At 72.3% G+C, this 17,775-nt stretch carries 15 protein-coding genes; 3 read left to right on the top strand and 12 right to left on the bottom strand.

Annotated elements, in window-relative coordinates:
* Positions 1-2 precede the first annotated feature (2 nt).
* Entirely contained in the window at positions 3-443 is a 441-nt protein-coding gene (locus tag ACIOC1_RS06570) for a hypothetical protein (protein WP_355344251.1), read from the bottom strand.
* Positions 444-590: 147 nt separating this feature from the next.
* Here ACIOC1_RS06570 and ACIOC1_RS06575 point away from each other — a divergent pair, with 147 nt between their 5' ends.
* On the top strand, positions 591-1,214 hold the full coding sequence (locus ACIOC1_RS06575; RefSeq protein WP_355344254.1) for a hypothetical protein: 624 nt from the start codon (positions 591-593) through the stop codon (positions 1,212-1,214).
* A gap of 43 nt (positions 1,215-1,257) precedes the next feature.
* Here ACIOC1_RS06575 and ACIOC1_RS06580 read toward each other — a convergent pair whose 3' ends face one another.
* From ACIOC1_RS06580 to ACIOC1_RS06620, 9 genes are all read right to left on the bottom strand, one after another.
* Positions 1,258-1,581: a WXG100 family type VII secretion target gene (locus tag ACIOC1_RS06580; protein ID WP_355344257.1), complete on the bottom strand. Its 324-nt coding sequence runs from the start codon at positions 1,579-1,581 to the stop codon at positions 1,258-1,260.
* Positions 1,582-1,718: 137 nt separating this feature from the next.
* Positions 1,719-4,508 (bottom strand): right-handed parallel beta-helix repeat-containing protein, encoded by a 2,790-nt coding sequence (locus tag ACIOC1_RS06585; RefSeq protein WP_401852360.1) that lies wholly within the window; start codon positions 4,506-4,508, stop codon positions 1,719-1,721.
* A 268-nt stretch (positions 4,509-4,776) separates the two neighbouring features.
* Positions 4,777-6,123 carry an EsaB/YukD family protein gene (locus tag ACIOC1_RS06590; RefSeq protein WP_355344263.1) on the bottom strand — a complete coding sequence of 449 codons (1,347 nt, stop codon included), beginning with the start codon at positions 6,121-6,123 and terminating at the stop codon, positions 4,777-4,779.
* A 162-nt stretch (positions 6,124-6,285) separates the two neighbouring features.
* The gene (locus ACIOC1_RS06595; protein WP_188281815.1) at positions 6,286-6,600 is read right to left on the bottom strand and encodes a WXG100 family type VII secretion target; all 315 of its coding nucleotides are present in this window, start codon (positions 6,598-6,600) and stop codon (positions 6,286-6,288) included.
* Between the two features lie 27 nt (positions 6,601-6,627).
* A complete protein-coding gene (locus ACIOC1_RS06600; RefSeq protein WP_223186817.1) occupies positions 6,628-6,993 on the bottom strand; it encodes a WXG100 family type VII secretion target in 366 nt (121 codons plus the stop codon).
* A gap of 132 nt (positions 6,994-7,125) precedes the next feature.
* Complete coding sequence (locus ACIOC1_RS06605; RefSeq protein ID WP_355344267.1) at positions 7,126-7,653, bottom strand: hypothetical protein; 528 nt, start codon at positions 7,651-7,653, stop codon at positions 7,126-7,128.
* A gap of 130 nt (positions 7,654-7,783) precedes the next feature.
* On the bottom strand, positions 7,784-8,845 hold the full coding sequence (locus ACIOC1_RS06610; protein ID WP_401852365.1) for a WxL protein peptidoglycan domain-containing protein: 1,062 nt from the start codon (positions 8,843-8,845) through the stop codon (positions 7,784-7,786).
* A gap of 126 nt (positions 8,846-8,971) precedes the next feature.
* Complete coding sequence (locus ACIOC1_RS06615) at positions 8,972-10,948, bottom strand: fibronectin type III domain-containing protein (RefSeq protein WP_401723674.1); 1,977 nt, start codon at positions 10,946-10,948, stop codon at positions 8,972-8,974.
* A 120-nt stretch (positions 10,949-11,068) separates the two neighbouring features.
* A complete protein-coding gene (locus ACIOC1_RS06620) occupies positions 11,069-12,331 on the bottom strand; it encodes a HupE/UreJ family protein (protein WP_401852369.1) in 1,263 nt (420 codons plus the stop codon).
* A 330-nt stretch (positions 12,332-12,661) separates the two neighbouring features.
* Here ACIOC1_RS06620 and ACIOC1_RS06625 point away from each other — a divergent pair, with 330 nt between their 5' ends.
* Positions 12,662-13,342 carry a hypothetical protein gene (locus tag ACIOC1_RS06625; protein ID WP_391161561.1) on the top strand — a complete coding sequence of 227 codons (681 nt, stop codon included), beginning with the start codon at positions 12,662-12,664 and terminating at the stop codon, positions 13,340-13,342.
* Positions 13,343-13,395: 53 nt separating this feature from the next.
* Complete coding sequence (locus tag ACIOC1_RS06630; RefSeq protein ID WP_355344282.1) at positions 13,396-13,935, top strand: DinB family protein; 540 nt, start codon at positions 13,396-13,398, stop codon at positions 13,933-13,935.
* Between the two features lie 38 nt (positions 13,936-13,973).
* Here ACIOC1_RS06630 and ACIOC1_RS06635 read toward each other — a convergent pair whose 3' ends face one another.
* A complete protein-coding gene (locus ACIOC1_RS06635; RefSeq protein WP_401852372.1) occupies positions 13,974-15,449 on the bottom strand; it encodes an adenylosuccinate lyase family protein in 1,476 nt (491 codons plus the stop codon).
* Positions 15,446-17,698: an FAD/NAD(P)-binding protein gene (locus ACIOC1_RS06640; protein WP_401852375.1), complete on the bottom strand. Its 2,253-nt coding sequence runs from the start codon at positions 17,696-17,698 to the stop codon at positions 15,446-15,448. Before ACIOC1_RS06640 ends, ACIOC1_RS06635 begins: the two co-directional genes overlap by 4 nt.
* Positions 17,699-17,775 lie beyond the last annotated feature (77 nt).

Here is a 17,775-nt window from a genome sequence, read left to right on the forward strand (position 1 = left end):
CACTAGAACTCCATGGTGACCGCGGTCTTGTTGGGGTCGGTGACCGCGGCGGGCGGCTTGTCGCTGGACTTCCCGTCGTCACTGGTCAAGGCCGTGCGGAACGACTTGAAGGCGTCGGCGATGCCGTCCTCGGCGGTGGTGTAGTTGTACGCGGCCATGCCGACCCCGTCGGCCAGCGCGGACAGAACTCCCTTGTGCGGGTCGTCCTCCGTGCCGAACAGCTCGGTCATGACCGACACCCACTTCTTGTTGACCTCGTCGGCGTCCGAGGCGGCCTGGCCCTGCCAGGCGACGTGCAGTCCCTCCAACTGGCCCCGGATGGTGGTGAGGCTCGACAGGACGGTCTTGCTGAGGGTGACCAGGTCGTTGGCGTCGGACTTCAGGCCCGTCGGGGAGATGTTGAGGACGGAGGTGTCGTAGTCGGCGGTGCCGGAGTCGGCCATGACGCGCCTTTCTCGGGGAGCGGATACCGGTGCGGCACCTGCATGCTGACAATTCCTCATATAAGTGGTAAACCTGGCGGTGTCCTGCCGGGCCCATGCTTGGCGAACCGGCCGTGCGGTCGGCGCGAGAGAGACGAGGCAGACGACGTGACCGATCCGATCACCTCGAAATACGACACCACTCCGCTGCCCGATCCGCCCGCGGACGGGTCGGAGACGCCCAACCCCGACCACGACAAGAACCTCGACGGTCTCGTGCCGACCGACAAGGTCATCTGGTCCACGCCGCCGTCCTTCAACATCGACCCGAAGGACAGCCAGTCCGACCAGGGTTCCGGCCCCGACCCGAACTCGTACGAGGCCGCGGCGGACCTGAAGATCGACCTGAGCGCGGTACGCGTCGCGGAGAAGTCGATGCTCACGGAGGCCCGCGGCGCGGTCGACCGGTACGAGGAGCTGCGCAAGCGGGTCATGGCCGTCAAGGGCCATGTCTTCGGGCAGGGCGCCCAGGACAAGAACGCGGAGGGCGAGGGCCACACCTCGCTCTCGTCCGGGTACGACCCGTCGGTCGGCAAGACGCACGACAACCCGTTCGCCGAGACCGGCGTGAAATTCGGCGCGGACATGAACCCGGCCCAGGACCGCGCCCTGCTCCAGATCGGCTCGACGCTGGAGAAGCTCGGCGAGTACATCGCGCTGCTCAACCACTCGGGGCAGGTGTACGCGCACACCGACCGGGAGTCGCGCTTCCCGCCGCCGCCCGCGGGCTGAACGCGCCGCCGCGTACCGCCCACGCGGTGCGCGGCGGCGGCACTCAGCCATGGGTCCCGCCGTCGCTGAGGTTGTTCAGATTGACGTGCTCGGAGTCGTGGTAGTTGTTGTACGACGTCGTCATCCGCGAGGCGATGTCCTTGAGCAACTCGTCCAGTTCGTGCTGGACCTTGTGGAACCACGTCATCATCGCCGCGAACGACTCGTGCGACGGGCTGGACCAGTCGGCGCCGATCTGCTTCACCTTGGCGTCGATCGAGTTCATGGTGGTGGTGATCGTGCCGGACTCGCGTTTCACCACGCCGATCGCGTCGTTCAGCGCCGCGAGGTCCGCGCGCCACTCTTCCGGGGTCGGTTGGTCCGACATCCGCGGGTCACCTTCCTTTCAGCCGCTCCGAAGTCCTGTGCCGAAGTCCTGTGCCGGTCCTGCGCCGAAGTCCTGTGCCGGGCCCGCCGCCGTACGGTGCGCCCGCCGGGCAGCGGGGCGTACGTCCGCCCGCGCGGTCAAGCGGCGCCTCCCGGGGGGAGGTCGGCGGGCAGCAGCGTGGTGAGCAACTCCACGTCGGCCGCCGCGAGATCGACGGCGCTCAGGTCGAGTTCGGCCACGCGGTACGCGTGCCGCTCGGTCATCCGCTGGAACACCTGCCGCGCGCTGCGCCCGTTGCCGAACTGCTCGCCGCGCGGGACGGCCGCGAAGTAGTCGTGCAGCGCGGCCGTCGTCTGCGGCGCGAAGGTGTACTCGTGGTCGACGGCCTGGTGCTCCACGATCCGCACCAGCTCCTCCGAGGTGTAGTCGTCGAAGAGCAGGGTGCGGGTGAAGCGCGAGGCCAGGCCCGCGTTGGACTCCAGCAGCCGGTTCATCTCGCTCGGGTATCCGGCGACGATGACCACCACCTCGTCGCGGTGGTCCTCCATCAGCTTCACCAGCGTCGAGATGGCCTCGGAGCCGAAGTCGGTGAACTGCCCCTGCGGCACGAGGGAGTACGCCTCGTCGATGAAGAGCACCCCGCCCAGCGCGCGCCGGAAGACCGCCGTCGTCTTGGGCGCGGTGTGGCCGACGTACTCGCCGACCAGGTCGCCCCGGTCGGCCTCGACCAGGTGTCCGCGTTCGAGCAGGCCGAGGGCGGCGAGGAAGCCGCCGTACAGGCGGGCCACCGTGGTCTTGCCGGTGCCGGGATTGCCCGCGAAGACCAGGTGCCTGCTCAGCGGCGGCGCCGCGAGCCCGGCCTCCTGGCGGACCTTGACCATCTGCATGAGCTTGGTCAGCGTGACAACGTCGCGTTTGACGCTGTCCAGGCCGACCAGGCGGTCCAGCTCCACATGGAGTTCCGCGAGCTTCGCGCGGGCCGCCTCCGCGGTCGACTCGGTCTCACCGGCGGCCTGTTCGGCCTTCTCCGCGGCCGAGCGGGGCGCTCCGGCGACGGCGGGCACCGCGACGCGCCCCTCCTCCCCCGCCGCCGGGGGCGCGAGGGTCAGCAGGAGCGGATCGGTCGCGTCCTGGACCAGGCAGTCCTCGGCCCGCACGTCGGCCTCGTCGTCCCGCAGCAGGTCGGTGTCGGTGCCGTCCACGGTGCAGCGGCGCAGCAGGAAACGCGAGCGGGCACCGGCGTAGACGGCGGGGAAGCGGCTCTTGGTGAGGTGGCAGTCCTCGTACAGGCCCTCGCCGCCCTCCTCGACGAACAGCGCGTTCTTCGCCGCGCCCTCGACGGTGAGGCCGCGTACGCGGGGCCGGGCCCCGGCGCGTACGACGACGCCGCTGCCGCGCGGCTCGCGGACCGCGCCGCCCTCCACGACGGCCGTGCTGCCCTCCTCCAGCAGCAGGCCCGCGGTGCCGCTGCCGGTGACGGTGACGTTCTCCAGCCGGGCGCCGGTGTCCCGGCCGACCCGGACGCCGGTCTCGCCGGAGGCGGTGATCTCGCACTCCGCGAGCAGCGGGCGGTGCGTGGTGTGCAGGTGTACGCCCTCCCGGCCGCCGGACACCCGGCAGCCGCGGACGGCCGCGTCGCCGCCCTGCACGTACACCCCGGCCAGGCCCGCGTCCGTCATCTCGCAGTCGTCCGCGAGGAGTTCGGACCGCTCGGTGACCCGCACGCCGTACTCGGGCGAACCGCTGACGGTGCAGCCCCTGGCGTGCAGGCGGGCCCCGCCGCCGAGGTGCACTCCGGTGTACGCGGTGTCCCGTACGGTGCAGCCGGTCAGCGTCACCTCCGCCTCGGCCACCGCGTACAGGCCGTTGGCGCCGCTGCGGGCGAAGGTGGAGTCGTGCGCGGTGGCCCGGCCCGCCCCGCTGACGGCCAGCGCGGTGTCCTGGCAGTCGACGGCCCGCACGCCGGTCAACTCGGCGGTGGCCTCGGCCGTGACCAGGATCGCGGCGCCGGTGGTGTGGTGCACATGGCAGCCGTCGAGCAGGACGGAGCTGCTGCCGTCGGCCAGTACGCCGGCGCCCTCGGTGCGGAAGATCTCGCAGTCGCGCAGCCGTACGCCCGGGGTGTCGTGGCCCGGGCGGGCGGCGGATCCGGTGGCGGGCGCGGCCGGTTCGGCGTCCTCGCCGTGGGCGAGGGGCCGGTGACCCGCGCCGGAGGCCGCGCGGGTCAGGCGGCCCGCCGTCTCGCGGACCCAGACGCCCGCGGCGCCCGTCTCGTGCAGGCGGCAGTCGCGCAGCGCCGCGGTGGCGTGTCCCTCGACCACGACGGCGGTGCCGCCGCTGCCGCGGACGTCGCAGCGTGTCAGCGTCGCGTGCGCGCCGCCCGTGAGCAGGACGCCGCGCCCGCTGGCACCGTCCACCAGGGCGTCGGTCAACTCGGCACGCGCCTCGTCCTCGACCACCAGGCCGTCGCCGACGCAGCCGCCGACGGTCAGATTCTCCAGTGTGGTGCGGCTGGTGCCGGTCAGCCGGACCGCCGCGCCCTCGGCCTTCCGTACCGAACAGCCGCTCAGCAGCGGGGCGGCGGTGCCCGCGACCTCGATCCGGCCGCCGGTGATCTCGCAGTCCCGCAGCACCGGTTCGCCCGCGCGCACCAGCAGCGCGGCCTCGCGGGGCACGGCGGACACGAGGGTGAAGCCGCGGATCTCGGCGCGGCCCGCGTGCACGGTGACGGCCGGGCCGCGGACGGCGACCAGCCGTACGGCGCCCTTCGCGACCAGGGTGACATCCTTGTCAAGCAGCAGGCTCTCGCTGTACGTGCCCGCCTGCACGGTGATGACGGCGCCGGTGTCCGCGCTCCGCACGGCCGCCGCGATGGTGCGGTGGCCGCCCCAACTGCCCGGCGCCACGCGCTGGGCGGCGGCCTTCACCGGGCGCTCCCGGGGGTCGCCCGCCGGGTCACGGGGCGGGTCGAGGAGAGGGTCCCGGGGCGGACGTGCCGGGTCCCGGGCCGACCGGACGCGGGCCGCTCATACGGCGCCCGCTCGACAACCGGCCGCCCGGTCAACGGCCTCTCTGCCAGGGGCAGTTCCGTCACCGGCCGTTCCCTCACCGGCCGCCCAGTCAAGGGCCGCTCCGTCAACGGCCGCCCGGCCACCGGCCGTTCCCTCACCGGCCGCTCGGCCGCGGGTCGCTCGGTCACAGGCCGCTCCCCAGGTCCGCCAGCCAGCCGAAGAGGCCGAACACCCCGGCGGCCAGCGGTACGGCGGCCACGAACAGAACGCTGGTGACGGCCGCGGGCCAGGTCGGGCGGTCCGGCTCGATGGGCCGCAGAGCCGCGCCGAAGGCGAGGAAGAGTCCGCAGGCGACCAGGACGGCGCCCACGCCGAAGGCGGCCAGCGGGCCCGCGAGCCGCGAGTCGAACGCGTACAGCGGCACCCGTACGGTCAGCGCCACGAGCCCCAGCACCCCGGCGGCCAACTGCGGTACCACCGCGCTCAGTACGCGTACGGTCGCGGCCTGGAGCAGCAGTCCGACGCTGACGCAGCCCGCCAGCACGAGCGCGTAGACGTCGTGGGACGCGCTCAGGGTGAGCAGGGCCGCCGCGAGGAACACCCCGCTCACCACGCTGAGCAGGGTGAGCAGCGCGTTGCTGCGGTGGACGACGGTGGCCACGGTCCCGTCGTCCAGCGCGGGCGCGCTGACGTCGGGTCCCGAGGGCACGAGCACCGCGATCTGGCCCGCGGCCCTGGGCAGCAGACCCGCGGTCAGGAACAGCGCCACGGACACGACGGCGGCGGAGCCGGTGAGCCCGGCGTGCGAGGCGGTCAGCGCCACGGTGAGCAGCGCGGCCACCAGTGTGAGCAGGTTGAGCACCACGGTGGCGGGCGACGGCAGCGCGACCAGCCCGATCACCGCGCCGAGCACGGCGAAGACGGAGACGAGTACGGGGGTGGCGACCGGGCCGTGCACCGGTCCGTCCAGGCCGACGCAGGCCAGCAGCGGGACGGTGGCGAGCGCGAAGAACTGCCGTACTGCGCGCGGCAGCGGCCAGTTCTTGCGCTCCGCGTACCAGGCGAGCAGCGCCGAGCAGAGCGCGGCGAGCGCGAACAGCGCCGCCCACGGGCCGGCCGGCCGGAGCGCGCCGAGCCAGGCCGCCGCGGCCACCATGAAGACCAGGCCCGCGCCCACGACGCACTGGGCGCGGCGGCGGGAGCTCCACAGGCCGCCGTCGTCCTGGGCGCTGGCGACCTGTTCGTCGAGGTCGGTGACGGTCAACTCGCCCAGTTCCGCCGCCCGCTGGTCGCGCAGGTACAAGGTGGCGCCGTCCACGATGCCCGCCGCCGACAGCGAGTCGCCGGGGGCCATCGGAGCGCCGCCCGACTCGGCGAGCGACCAGACCGGCGGCAGCGCCTCGGACTCGGACTGCCCGCACAGGGAGGCGAGTCGGGGAACGTACTCGGCGATCGGGGCCTGCGCCGGAAGCGCGAGGTCGATCCGCCTGCGTTCGCCGACCACGGTAACCCGGCAGCGTTCATCGGGCACGGATGTTTCCTTCGGTGTCGGACCTCACGGCCGCGCGTCCGCGGGCCGCGGTGGGTCGGTGCCGCCGGGGTTCGGAGACACCGACGTCAAAGACGGCGTTCGGCGGCGCCTGGTTTCGGTGGCGTGGGGTTTTTGTGACGCGTGGTCTTCGTGGTTCCGGTCTCAGTGGCGCCAGGTGGAGATGTTGGACCACTCGGCGTCACTGTAATTGCTCCAGTTCACATGCATCGCCTGGGCGATGCGGCCGAGCACACCGTCGGGTCCGAACAGGCCGTCGGCCGCCAGGTCCCACTCGTTCTGCATGTCCTGGTAGTAGGTGGCGGCCTGGCTCTCCCGCCACGCCTCCACCATCGGCGCCAACTGCGACTTCAGCGACTGGAGTTCGCCGGAGATCTCCCCGGCCCTGGCGTTGATCACGCCGCCCGCCGCCGCCAGTCCCTCACCGACGTAGATCGGCGTGCCGTCGATATCGGCCATGAATCGCTCCTCGTTGTGCGGCCCGGATCAGTTGAAGTTGGTGCCGGACGGTGCCTTCGGCAGGTCCTCGCCGAGCGCGGCGAGGTTGTTGAGGTTCTGCTGCTCGGAGTCCTTGTAGTTCACGTAGTTGCCCTGGAGGCCCTTGGAGATTCCCTCCAGGGCGTCGTGCAGCATCCGCGCGTAGACGTCGTACTCCGCCATCAGCGTCTGGAACTGGTTGTGGGCGATGCCCTGCCAACTCGCTTCCAGACTGCTCACATACGTCTTCAGCTCCGCCAACTGCCCGGCGATCTCGCTCGCCGTGGACATCGTGTTGCTGGAGGCGGTGGCCAGGTACTCGGGTGTGACCCGGTACGTGACGCCACCGACGCTCACAGAAGGCTGGTCAGCCATGGAATCCGCCCTTCCTCGCCCGATACCCCGGCAGTCAAACACCGTTTGGGCCCGGTCCGGGCCGCACGAGCCGCAGTGAGCAGAGTCTGAGCAGGTTCTGAACGCGTCGGGAGCGGGGGGGCCGGGCCGGTGTCAGTCGGGGAGGTGGCGGGCGAAGCGGGCGTGGGTGGTCTGGCGGCTGGTGCCGAAGGCGCGGCCGATGGCCTCCCAGGAGACGAGGGAGCGGCGCGCGGCGCGGACGGCTTCGCGGCTGAGCGCGGGGGCGGTCTCTTCGACGCGGGCGACGACGCGCAGCGCGGTGAGGGGCTGGTCGCGGGAGAGTTCCTCGACGCGCCGCCGCAGGGCGGCGAGCATCTGCTCGACGTCGTGGGGGACGGCGCCTTCGGTCGCGGTGACGTGGTACTCCCAGTCGGCCATCGGGCCGGTGCGGGAGTCGTTGCCCTCGGTGGCGTCGTCGTCGCCCCGGATGATGGGGTGGGTCTCGGCGCCGCGCCAGCCGCACTCGCAGGCGCCCTTGACGCCGATCGCGCGGGGGCCGTCCGCTCCGTTGTACGACCACCAGGGCTGACGGCCCTCGGGCGGCGTCGCCGGTTCCGCGCCGTCGGCCAACACCGCTGTCACATAACCGGTGTGGCGCCGGGTCTCGTCCACCCACTCCATGGCTCAGCCCTCTCCGCACCGGGAAAAACGTTCCTCAAGGTTCCCTGACAACGCACGCGGCTGTCAAAGAATTTTGACAGCCGCGCCGCTGGTGCCTGCCCCGGAGGCCCCAGGGCGTGTCCTAGGTGGCTCACGCCTCGCGGAGGGCCTGTTCCACGGCGGTGCGGACGCGGGCGTCCTCGGCGGCTTTGCGCTTGGTGCGGGTGCGGCGGGTGTGGAGGAAGGCGGCGACGGCCAGGGCGAGGAGGACGAGGACGAGGGCGGTGAGGGTCCAGGGGAAGGCCCAGGTGTGGGCCGTGGCCTGGACGGTCTTGAGCTGGGTGGTGGAGCCGGAGGCGTCGGTGAACAGCGGGGTGAGGGTCACGGTCGCGGTGAGGCGGACGGCGGGGGCCACGTCGTGGACGGGCACGCTCACCTTCCAGCTCTCGCCGGGGAGCAGTTCGGGCGGCGTGGCCGTCTTGCCGCCGGTGACCGCGAACCAGCCGAACAGGCCCTTGAGCTTCACCGACTGACGGGTCGACATGATCGCGTTGCCGGTGTTGCGGATGCGGTAGGTGACGGTGGCGTCGCCCTTGGAGAAGGGGGCGGCCGTACCGCCGTAGGAGACGTGCAGGTCCTCCACCGCGAGCGTGGGCTTGATCGCGCCGCTGACCCGCAGCTTGATCTTGATGCCGAGCCGCCGGTCGACGTTGATGCCCTGCGCGTCGTCGGGCTGGGTCAGCGAGGTGAGGATGCCGCCCACGTAGTCGCCGGGCGTCGCGTTGGCCGGGATGGCGAGGGTGAAGGGCACCTCGACGGTCCTGCCCGGCTGGACCACGACGCGCTCGCGCGCCGCGCGCGCCCACACGCCGATCGCGCGGGACTTCTTGTCGGCGGGCAGCAGGTCGAGTTGGCCCTTGTCGGTGGTGAAGCCGTCGGCGGCGTACACGCCGAGGTCGACCGGTGCCTTGCCCCGGTTGGCGACGACCATCGCGTCCTCGACCTTGCCGCCGGGGTTGACGGCGTAGCTGTAGCTCGACCGGTCGGCGCCGAAGCTGTTCGACGCGGTGCGTACGGTCCAGGCGACGTCGCCCTCGGCGGCGGCCGGTCGCGCGGACAGACCGGTGACCGCGAGGGCGAGGAGCAGCGCCAGGACGGCGGTACGGACGAAGGTGGCGACGACGGTCGTCCGGCGGGTCACGGGCACATGCATGTCGGGGTCCTCGGGCGTTCTGGTCGGATCTGTCGGAGCTGAGGAACCGGTGGGGCGGGCGCCCGCGGGCGCCTGCCCCACCGGGTGGTGCGGGGTCACTCAGGTGGAGCGGTCAAGCGGGCGGGATCAGCTACTGAGCGCGGTGATCGTGAGAGTCGCGCGGTAGTCGCCCTTGGCGACGCTGCCCGGGATCTTCAGATCCAGGTCGGCGCCGAGCTTGGCCGTGCCCTTGGTGTGACCCTGGTCCGCCCAGCCGAGGCCGCGCGAGACGGACAGGCCGGAGCCGCCGTCGTAACCGGAGTTGACCGTGCCGCCGGCCTTGGCACCCGCGCCGGGGGCGAGGATCTTCGGCGTCCAGCCGAGGTACGCGCCGGAGAACTTCTTGGCGCCGTCCGTGAAGTCGCCCACGCTGGCCGAGATCGACCAGGGAGCGAGCGAGCGGCGGCTGTCCGACACGACGATCGGGTTGATGGTGCCCGTCGCGTCGAAGTAGTCACCGTCGTGGTCCTTGGCGGTACCGAGGTCCACCAGGCCGTTGTAGCCGTCGATGGTCCAGCCGAACTCGCCGGGGGGCGCGGTGGGCACCTTGACCGCGAGGTCCTGGCCGGTGCCGTGGTACGGGTGCACCGTCACCTTGTCGACGACCGAGCCGATCGGCTGGCCCTCGGGGGTGTTGACGCAGGAGACCTGGCCCAGCTCGACCGCCGCGTTGGGCGCGGTGCAGGTGCCGCTGCGCAGGTTCTCGACGACGAGCTTGTCGTTGCGCACCTGGACCTTGACGTAGGAGCGCACGTGCTCCTGGTTCTGCACCGAGTTGTACCAGTAGCTGTCCGGGTTCAGCGGGTCGGGACCCTGGCCCGTGACACCGGTGCCGCTGCTGTCCGGCTTGGTGATGTCGTAGTACTTCGAGCCGGACGCCGAGTTGGCCGTCACGTAGAGCACACCGCCGGGACCGGGGTACACGTCCGCCTGGCCGGGCTGCTCGGCCGCGTCCGCCTTCTGACCGTTCTTGATCAGGTAGCTGCGGGAGTAGCTGTGGTCGTGGCCCTGGAGGACGACGTCCACGCCGAGCTGCGAAAAGGCGGTGGTGAAGTCGGTACGGCGCTGCTTGTTGTCCGAGTCCTTGGCGTGGCTGGCCGGGGAGTAGATCGCGTGGTGGTACGTGAGCACCTTCCACTTGGCCTCGGAACCGTGCTTGTTGATGATGTCGGTGACGTACTTGACGTGCGCCTCGTCACCGCCGCCGCCCGAGGAGGCGGCGTAGCTGTTGCTGTTCAGGTCGATGAACAGCACGTCCTTGTAGATGTACCAGTAGTCACCGCCCGAGGTGTTCGAGCCCGGGTTGCCGTTGGCGTAGTACGGCGCCGAACGGTCGGTGTTCGGGGTGTACAGGTGCTGCTCGTACGCCTTGCCGCCGACATCGTGGTTGCCGATGGTCGCGGCCCACGGGTACTGACGGAGCTTGTCGGGGGCCAGGAAGGAGTCCCACTGCGCCTCGGTGTTCGCGGTCTCGACCTGGTCGCCGCCGGACACCAGCAGTTCGGCGTTCGGGTTGGCGGCCAGCGAGACGTCGAGCGTGTCCTTCCAGCCCGCCTGGTCCTTGGCGAGGTTGCCGGAGGAGCCGATCTGCGGGTCGCCGTAGAACAGGAAGTCGTAGTCGCCCTCGAAGTCCTGCGTCTTGAAGGCGTAGGTCTGCGACCAGTTGCCCACGGAGCCGACACGGTAGGAGTACGCCGTGTTCTCCTTCAGGCCGGTGATGGTGGCGTGCCGGTTGAAGCCGCCGCTGGTGGCGATGTTCGCCCCGCCGATGGCGTCGAACGTGGCGGCGTCCGCCGGGAATTCACCGTTGACCAGGGTCGCGGTCGGGGCGGCCTGGATGACCTGGGCCGTGTCGGCCGAGGAGTACCAGGTCACCGTGCGCTGCGTCTCGTTCGCGCCGACACCGAGGATGATGCTGGTGAGGGCGGCGGGGTCGGCGGCCACGGCGGGGGAGGTGAGTCCCGCGCCGACGGCGAGCGCCAGACCCATGGTGACCGCGGTGGCCCCGGTGACCACGCGGCGTCGTACGGACCCGTGGGTCCGTACCGATCTGATCGATCTCATCTGTTTTTGTTCCTTTTTGGACGGAACTGCATGGAGCTGAGGTCATCAAGCTCCCATCGGTTGGTAAACAGGCGGCAAATGCGATCTTCGCCTGACCTGAACTTCACCTCAGTTGAAGGCTCAGCCACCGCCCACCCGTTGCAGGAACCACACAAGTCCCATAAGCGCTACACCTGCGGAAACGGTGCCGGTCACCCAGAGCCCCGCGGTCGGCGAACGGCGGCGCAGCAGGGCCAGCAGCGGGAAGACGACGGCGATGATCGACAACTGCACGACCTCGATGCCGACGTTGAAGACCAGGAGGGAGCCGAGCAGCGTCCAGGACCACGCCTGGTCGATGCCGAGCGCGCCCGCGAAGCCGAGGCCGTGGACGAGGCCGAAGCAGAAGACCACCGCGAGCCGCAGCCAGCCCGCCCGGTCGAGGGCGACGTGGTCGCGCAGGAAGCCGCGCCCGCCGGAGCCGGGCCCCGAGCCGGAGGCGCCCCGGACCGAAGCGCCCGGATCCAGGTCGGAGGCGTGGCTGCCGCGCTGCCGTATCCGCCACAGGTGCCAGCCCGCGACCACCGCGATCGACAGCGCGATGACCGGCTCGACCAGCCGCGACGGCACGTCGACCGCCCCGAGCGCGGCGAGCATGAAGGTCACCGAGTGCGCGAGCGTGAAGCTGGTGGCGGCGAGCACGATCTCGCGCAGCCGCCGCGACCCGGCGATCAGCGCCAGCAGGAACAGGATGTGGTCGGTGCCGGTCAGCAGGTGCTCGGCGCCCAGCCGGAAGAACTCCCAGAACCAGGCGTACCAGGGCTGGTCGATCGAGAAGGACGGGTGCGCCGCGTCGAGCGCCGCGCTGCCGGAGCGGCCGTCCAGGTCGTACGTGACGATCGTCTTCGTACCGCGGACGTATGTCTCGCTGTCGGGGAACAGGCCGCTGCGGACCCGGTGGTCACCGGCCAGCTCCTGGCAGTCCCAGTCCAGCAGCAGGACGGTGTACGGCACGCCCTCCTGCCGGTCCATCGTGAAGTCGCCGACCTGCTCCGGCGCGCACGCCTTGCCCGCGGCGGTGACCGAGAAGCGCTGGGTGACATAGGCGACGGCCGACTTCTTGTGGGCGTTGAGGGCCGCGGCCTGCGCTGTGGTGTCACCGGCGTCGAAGGCGCCGTTGCCGGTGCGGAAGAGGTCGTCGTCATGTTCGGCATCGGCAGCGGATATGACAAAAAGGTCGTATTCAAGCTTGAGGGAAGTACGGACATGGCCTTCGTCCGCCGCCGTCACATGGACGTACGCGGTGGACGAGAAGCCGTGGGCGAACGCCGGTTGGACGGCGCCGAGGAAACCGATCAGCGCCGCGGCGATGCAGATGACGGCGCGACGGACCCGCTCTGACATGGGACTCCTTGGGTAGGAGGAGCACGCTGCACGTCACGGGTGAACTGAAACCGGCGGGTCGGCGAACCCTGGGCCAACAAGGTCCGCAAAGGCGTTCGAGGTTCCCCACGGAGGCGATCGGCGTCGCAGGATGGACCCGCGGCACCCGCCCATGGCTCTCACCAGGGCGTTCTCTCGTCACACCGTTCACAGCAAGCCCTCGGCACCTCGCTCACCCCTTATCGCTCAGCGCTCAGCACCTATCGCTCAGCGCTCACCGCTCACCTCTCTCCGCTCAGCACCAATCGCTCAGCAGTCACCGCTCACCACTCATCTCGGAGGACGATCGACGTGCGCCCCCCGCTTCGGGCCGTTGCCATGCTGGCGGCGGTCACCGCGCTGGCCCTCGGAACCGCCGGATGCGGCTCCGACGACGACTGGTCGCAGCCGCGCGCCAAACCCTCGCCCGTCGGCACGCTCGGCCCGCGCTTCGTGGACAGCGTGTCGCCGCCCGCGCCCGAGTCGACCGTCACCCCGGCGCCCGGTTCGTGGGAGGGCGTCCACCCGCCGAAGGGCTACCGCGTGGTGCTGCTCAGCGCGGGCACCGACCGGCCGACGCGGTCGCTGGTCGACGCGGTCGAGAAGTGGGCGGACGAGGAGCACGTCAAGCTCAGGACCGTCGTCGCGGACGGTGCGGCCGACCTGCTGCCGAGCGTCACCAGGGCGCTCGACATGCACGCGGACCTCATCGTCAGCGCGGGCAACGACCTGATCGACCCGCTCGTGCCGGTCACCGCGAACCACCTGTCGCAGCAATTCCTCGTCGTGGGTGCGGAGTTGGCCGAGCCGACGCACAATGTCACCGCCGTCGACTGGTCCGGCGCGTCCTTCCGGGGCGAAGGGCTCGGCATGTCCTCGACGTACGACGCCGGTTCGTTCACCGCGGCGCGCTGCGCGGCCTCGATCAGGGCGGGGGTCGCGGCCGTGCTCAGCGACCTGACCGGGATCGTGATCTGGCTCGACAAGGTGTAGGCGGAGCCGCGGCGACCGCCCGGAACCGCGAACGGCTCCTATACTCCCTGCTCATGACCGACATCGACGAGCAGGGCCGGCCGCTTCCCCCCGAGACGGGCGGGGAGACCGAGACACTGCTGGGCTTCCTCGACTTCCAGCGGGCGACGCTGGCGTGGAAGTGCGCGGGACTCGACGCGGCCGGGCTCGCGGCGGCCCTTCCCACCTCCGCCATGACGCTGGGCGGCATGCTCAAGCACCTGGCGTACGTGGAGCAGTGGTGGTTCTCGCAGTGGCTGGCCGGGCGGTCGCCGGAGGCGCCGTGGGACACGGTCGACTGGTCGGCGGACGCCGACTGGGACTGGCACTCGGCCGCGGACGACACCCCGGAGCAGATCCGTACGCTCTGGGAGGACTGCGTCGCGCGCTCGCGTGAACTGACCGCCGCGGCGCTGGCCGAGGGCGGGCTCGACACGCTCTCGCGGCGCGCGGACGCCGCGGGCCGGGCGCCCAGCCTGCGCTGGATCCTCTTCCACATGGTCGAGGAGTACGCGCGGCACGTCGGCCACGCGGACCTGATCCGCGAGTCGGTGGACGGCCTCACCGGGGAGTAGCGAGCGCGCCGCCACGCCCGCGGCCGGCGCGGTCCCCGCTACGGCCTCGGCCCGTCCTCGCGCAGCGCGCGGTCGACCAGGGCGCCCGCCGCGCCCGGGTACGCGGTCGGGTCACACAGGGCGGACAGCTCGTCCGGGCCGAAGTGACCCGCCAGGTCAGGGGATTGGGCGAGGACGTCGGCGAGCGGGCGGCCGGAGTCGGCGGCTGCCGCGGAGGCCGCGGTGAGCAACGCGCGGGCGGCGGCCTTGCCGAGACGCGGGGTGAGGACGGCCACGATCCGCTCGGAGACGACCTGACTGCCCGTCATGTCCAGGTTGTCGCGCATACGGGCGGGGTGGACGGCGAGCCCCTCGGCCAGTTCCGCCGCGGTGTGCGAGGCCCCGCCGACCAGCCGCAGGCACTCGCGCAGGAACTGCCACTCGGCGTGCCAGACCCCGGCCGACCGTTCGTCCTCCGCGACCAGACACTGCGTCAGACCGGCCGCCAGCACCGGGACTTGGAGCGCAGCGCTGCGGATCAGCGTGGACAGCACCGGATTGCGCTTGTGCGGCATCGCCGACGACGCGCCGCGCCCCGTGACTCCCGGCTCCGCCACCTCCGCGACCTCGGTCCTGGCCAGCGACTGCACGTCGACCGCGATCTTGCCGAGGACGCCCGCGGTGAGCGCGAGCGCCGCCGCCAGGTCCGCGACGGGCGTACGCAGCGCGTGCCAGGGCAGTACGGGCCTGGCGAGGCCGGTCTCGTCGGCGAAGGCCGCGACCAGCTCGTCCAGGTACTCCCCCGGGTCACCGGCCTGCCCACCGCCGTCGACTCCCGTACCGGCGGCGGTGTCCCCGGCACCGGCGCCGTACCCGTCGACCCGCGCGTACGCGAGGTATCCGGCCAGCGTGCCCGCGGCCCCGCCGAGCGAGACCGGCAGTCCGTGGTCGAGCAGCGCGGCCAGCCGGGCGTCCGCGTCGAGTACGCCCTGCCGCCAGCCCGCCGCCTTGAGGCCGAAGGTGGTCGGCACGGCGTGCAGCGCGAGGGTGCGGCCCGCCATCGGGGTGTCGCGGTGCTCGGCGGCGAGCGCGGCCAGCGCGCGCTCGACCCGCGCGAGGTCGCCGCGGATCAGCCGCAGCGCCCGCGCGGCGACCAGCATCATCCCGGTGTCGAGGACGTCCTGGCTGGTCGAGCCGCGGTGGACGTACTCGGCCGCCGCCGGGTCGTGTTCGGCGACCGCCCGGGTCAGCGCCTGGACCAGGCCGACCACCGGGTTGGCGGTCTCGCGGGAGGCGAGCGCCAGCGCGCGCAGGTCCATCAGGTCGGTGTGCGCCGCCGCCGCGATGGCCGTGGCCGCCGACTTCGGCAGCGTGCCGAGCCTGGCCTGCGCGCGGGCCAGCGCGGATTCGGCGTCCAGCATCGCCTGGAGCCAGGCGATGTCGGACACCGCCGCCTCGACCGGGGTGCCCGCCCGGACCGGCGAGAGCAGCCCGGCGTCGATGAGGGTGTCCTGCTCACTGGGCCGGCTGCTCATACGATCACTCCGAAGGTGTGGGTCTCGGCCAGGACGGCGGGGTCCGCGCCCGAAGCCCCGGCGACAGCGGCGGAAGCGCCGACGCCGGAACCGGCACCCGTGGCCCCCTCGCCGGAAGACCCGTTGCCCGCGGCCCCGCTGCCGGAAACGCCGCTCCCGGAAACACCGTTGCCGGAAACCCCGCTCCCGGAAGCCCCGCTGCCCGAAGCCCCGGCCCCGGCCCCGGCCAGCCTGGCCGCGGGGACCGCGCCCCGCGCCTCCGGGTCACCGGCGCCCCGGCCGCCCGCCGCCAGCGCGAGCAGCGCGCACGCGATGGACTCCGAGTCGCCGAGCGTCACCGAGTCGACGCCGGGCCTGATGCCCGCCGCCGTGACCCAGTGCACGGACTCGGTCGGCACACCGTAGGCGAAGCGGCGCGGATGCGCCTGCCCGCGCGGGTCGAGCAGCCGGTAGGGGCGCTCGGTGACGGCGAGGCCGCCGGACTCGTATCCGCCGCCCGAGCCGGTCGGGATGCGGTACGGCGCGCACTGCTCGGTCGCCATCAGGTAGTTCAGCAGCGGCTCGGCGGTCCGGCGCAGGTCCGGCTCCGGCAGCCGCGCCTCGATCAGCGCGGAGGCCACGACCGGCGGCCCCGGTACGACATGCGACGAGGCGACGAAAGCGGGCCTGGCCGGGTCGAGGCGCACTTCGGTGCCGGGTCCCGTGACCACCAGCACCCGCGCCTCGATCAGCGCGATCATCTCCTCGATGCGGGAGGCGGGAGGCCCGATGGACAGGAAGGCGTTCATCGGGGTGTACCACCCCTCCAGCTCGTCCCGGTGCGACGTGCCGTCGAGTCCGCCGTGGTCCACGGCCAGCCGCACCTCGTTGCGCAGATCGCGCAGCACGTCGAGCGCGGCCTTCAGCGGGCCGCTGACATTGCCCGCCCTGGCCTCGCGCACATCGCGCGCCAAGTACCCGAGCAGCCAGACCCTGAACTCCTCCCGGTCGGCGAACCGCCGTCCCAGGTAGGGCGTCAGCAGCCGCTCCCAGCTCCAGCGCTCCTCCGGCTCGACGCCGTACTTGTCGAGGAGTTCGGTCTCCTCGCGCGACCCGGCCGTCTCCAGGAAGCGCACGCCCAGCTCCGCGCCCTCCGCCGCGCGGTCCTGGGCGTGCAGCAGCGCCTGGTAGTAGACGCTCTGGACCTCCTTGGAGATCAGCGGCCACAGATGGGTCCGAAAGTGCAGGCCGGGACCGCCGGTCGCCCGGTCGCGGGAGGCCGCGATGTAGGCGGGGGTGAGCAGCCGCGGGTGGTAACGGCCGTACGCGCCCTTCTGGTTCTCGCCGCGCGCGTGGTACGGGACCCCGCGCCGGGAGGTGGCGTACAGCGACGGCTCGCGCCCGGACGGCAGATAGACCAGCCGGTCGCCCTCCCTGCGGAAGGTGCCGCCGCGGCCCGCGGTGAGCAGCGTCATGTGGTCGAAGAAGTTCAGGCCGAGGCCCCTGAGCAGCACCGTCTCGCCGGGAGCGATCCGGGACAGGTCGACGTCCGCCGGGTTGGCGGGGGTGATGTACGTCAGCCGGTGGATCGCGGCCAGCGTCGCGGTGCGCTCCTCGCGCGGGGTCGGGCGCGCGGCGACATGGCCCTGGGCGAGAACCACCGCGTCCAGCCCGTGCAGCCATGCGCCGTTGTCCAGCCGGATGCTCTGCGGCCCGTCCGGGTCGCCCATGGCGTCGGCGACGGCCACCGCGCGCGAGCGGTGTTCCTCGACGGCGACGTGCGCGGGCGCGTTGCCGGTGATCCGCAGGAAGCAGGAGCGCAGGTAGCGGCCGTAGAAGGCGCGGGTGGGGTACGAGTCGGGGTCGAGCCGCCGGGCCTCGGCCAGGTCCTCCGGGTCGTGCGCGTCGGGCATACGGCTCCCCGGCACGGCACCGCCCGGCGCCCCGGCCCCCGGATCGCCGTCCCCCGGCCCCAGCAGGCCCTTCGCCCACTCGTACAGGCTCGGGCCCGGCTCGATGGGGCCGTCGATGGTCACCCGGTCGTCGGTGAAGACGGTGATCTGGGAGGCGACGGTGTTCATCAGCAGATGCCGCGACTGGTCGGTGCGCCAGACGCTTCCTGCCCCCGGCTCGGCGGGGTCCACCACGTGGACCGTCAGCGAGGAGCAGGAGGGCGACTTGCGCTCGTGGGCGCAGAGCCGCTCCAGTACGGACAGGCCCCGCGGGCCGGCGCCGACGAGGCAGACGGCGAGGTCCGCCGCAATGCTCATGGGTCTTCTCCATCCGGTGGCCTGGTCCCCCGACCGGGCACGGGTGCGGGCGCGATACGCCGGTGGTGACCGGCGCG

This window comes from Streptomyces sp. NPDC088197 (genome assembly GCF_044741185.1).
In the GTDB taxonomy this organism is placed as follows: domain Bacteria; phylum Actinomycetota; class Actinomycetes; order Streptomycetales; family Streptomycetaceae; genus Actinacidiphila.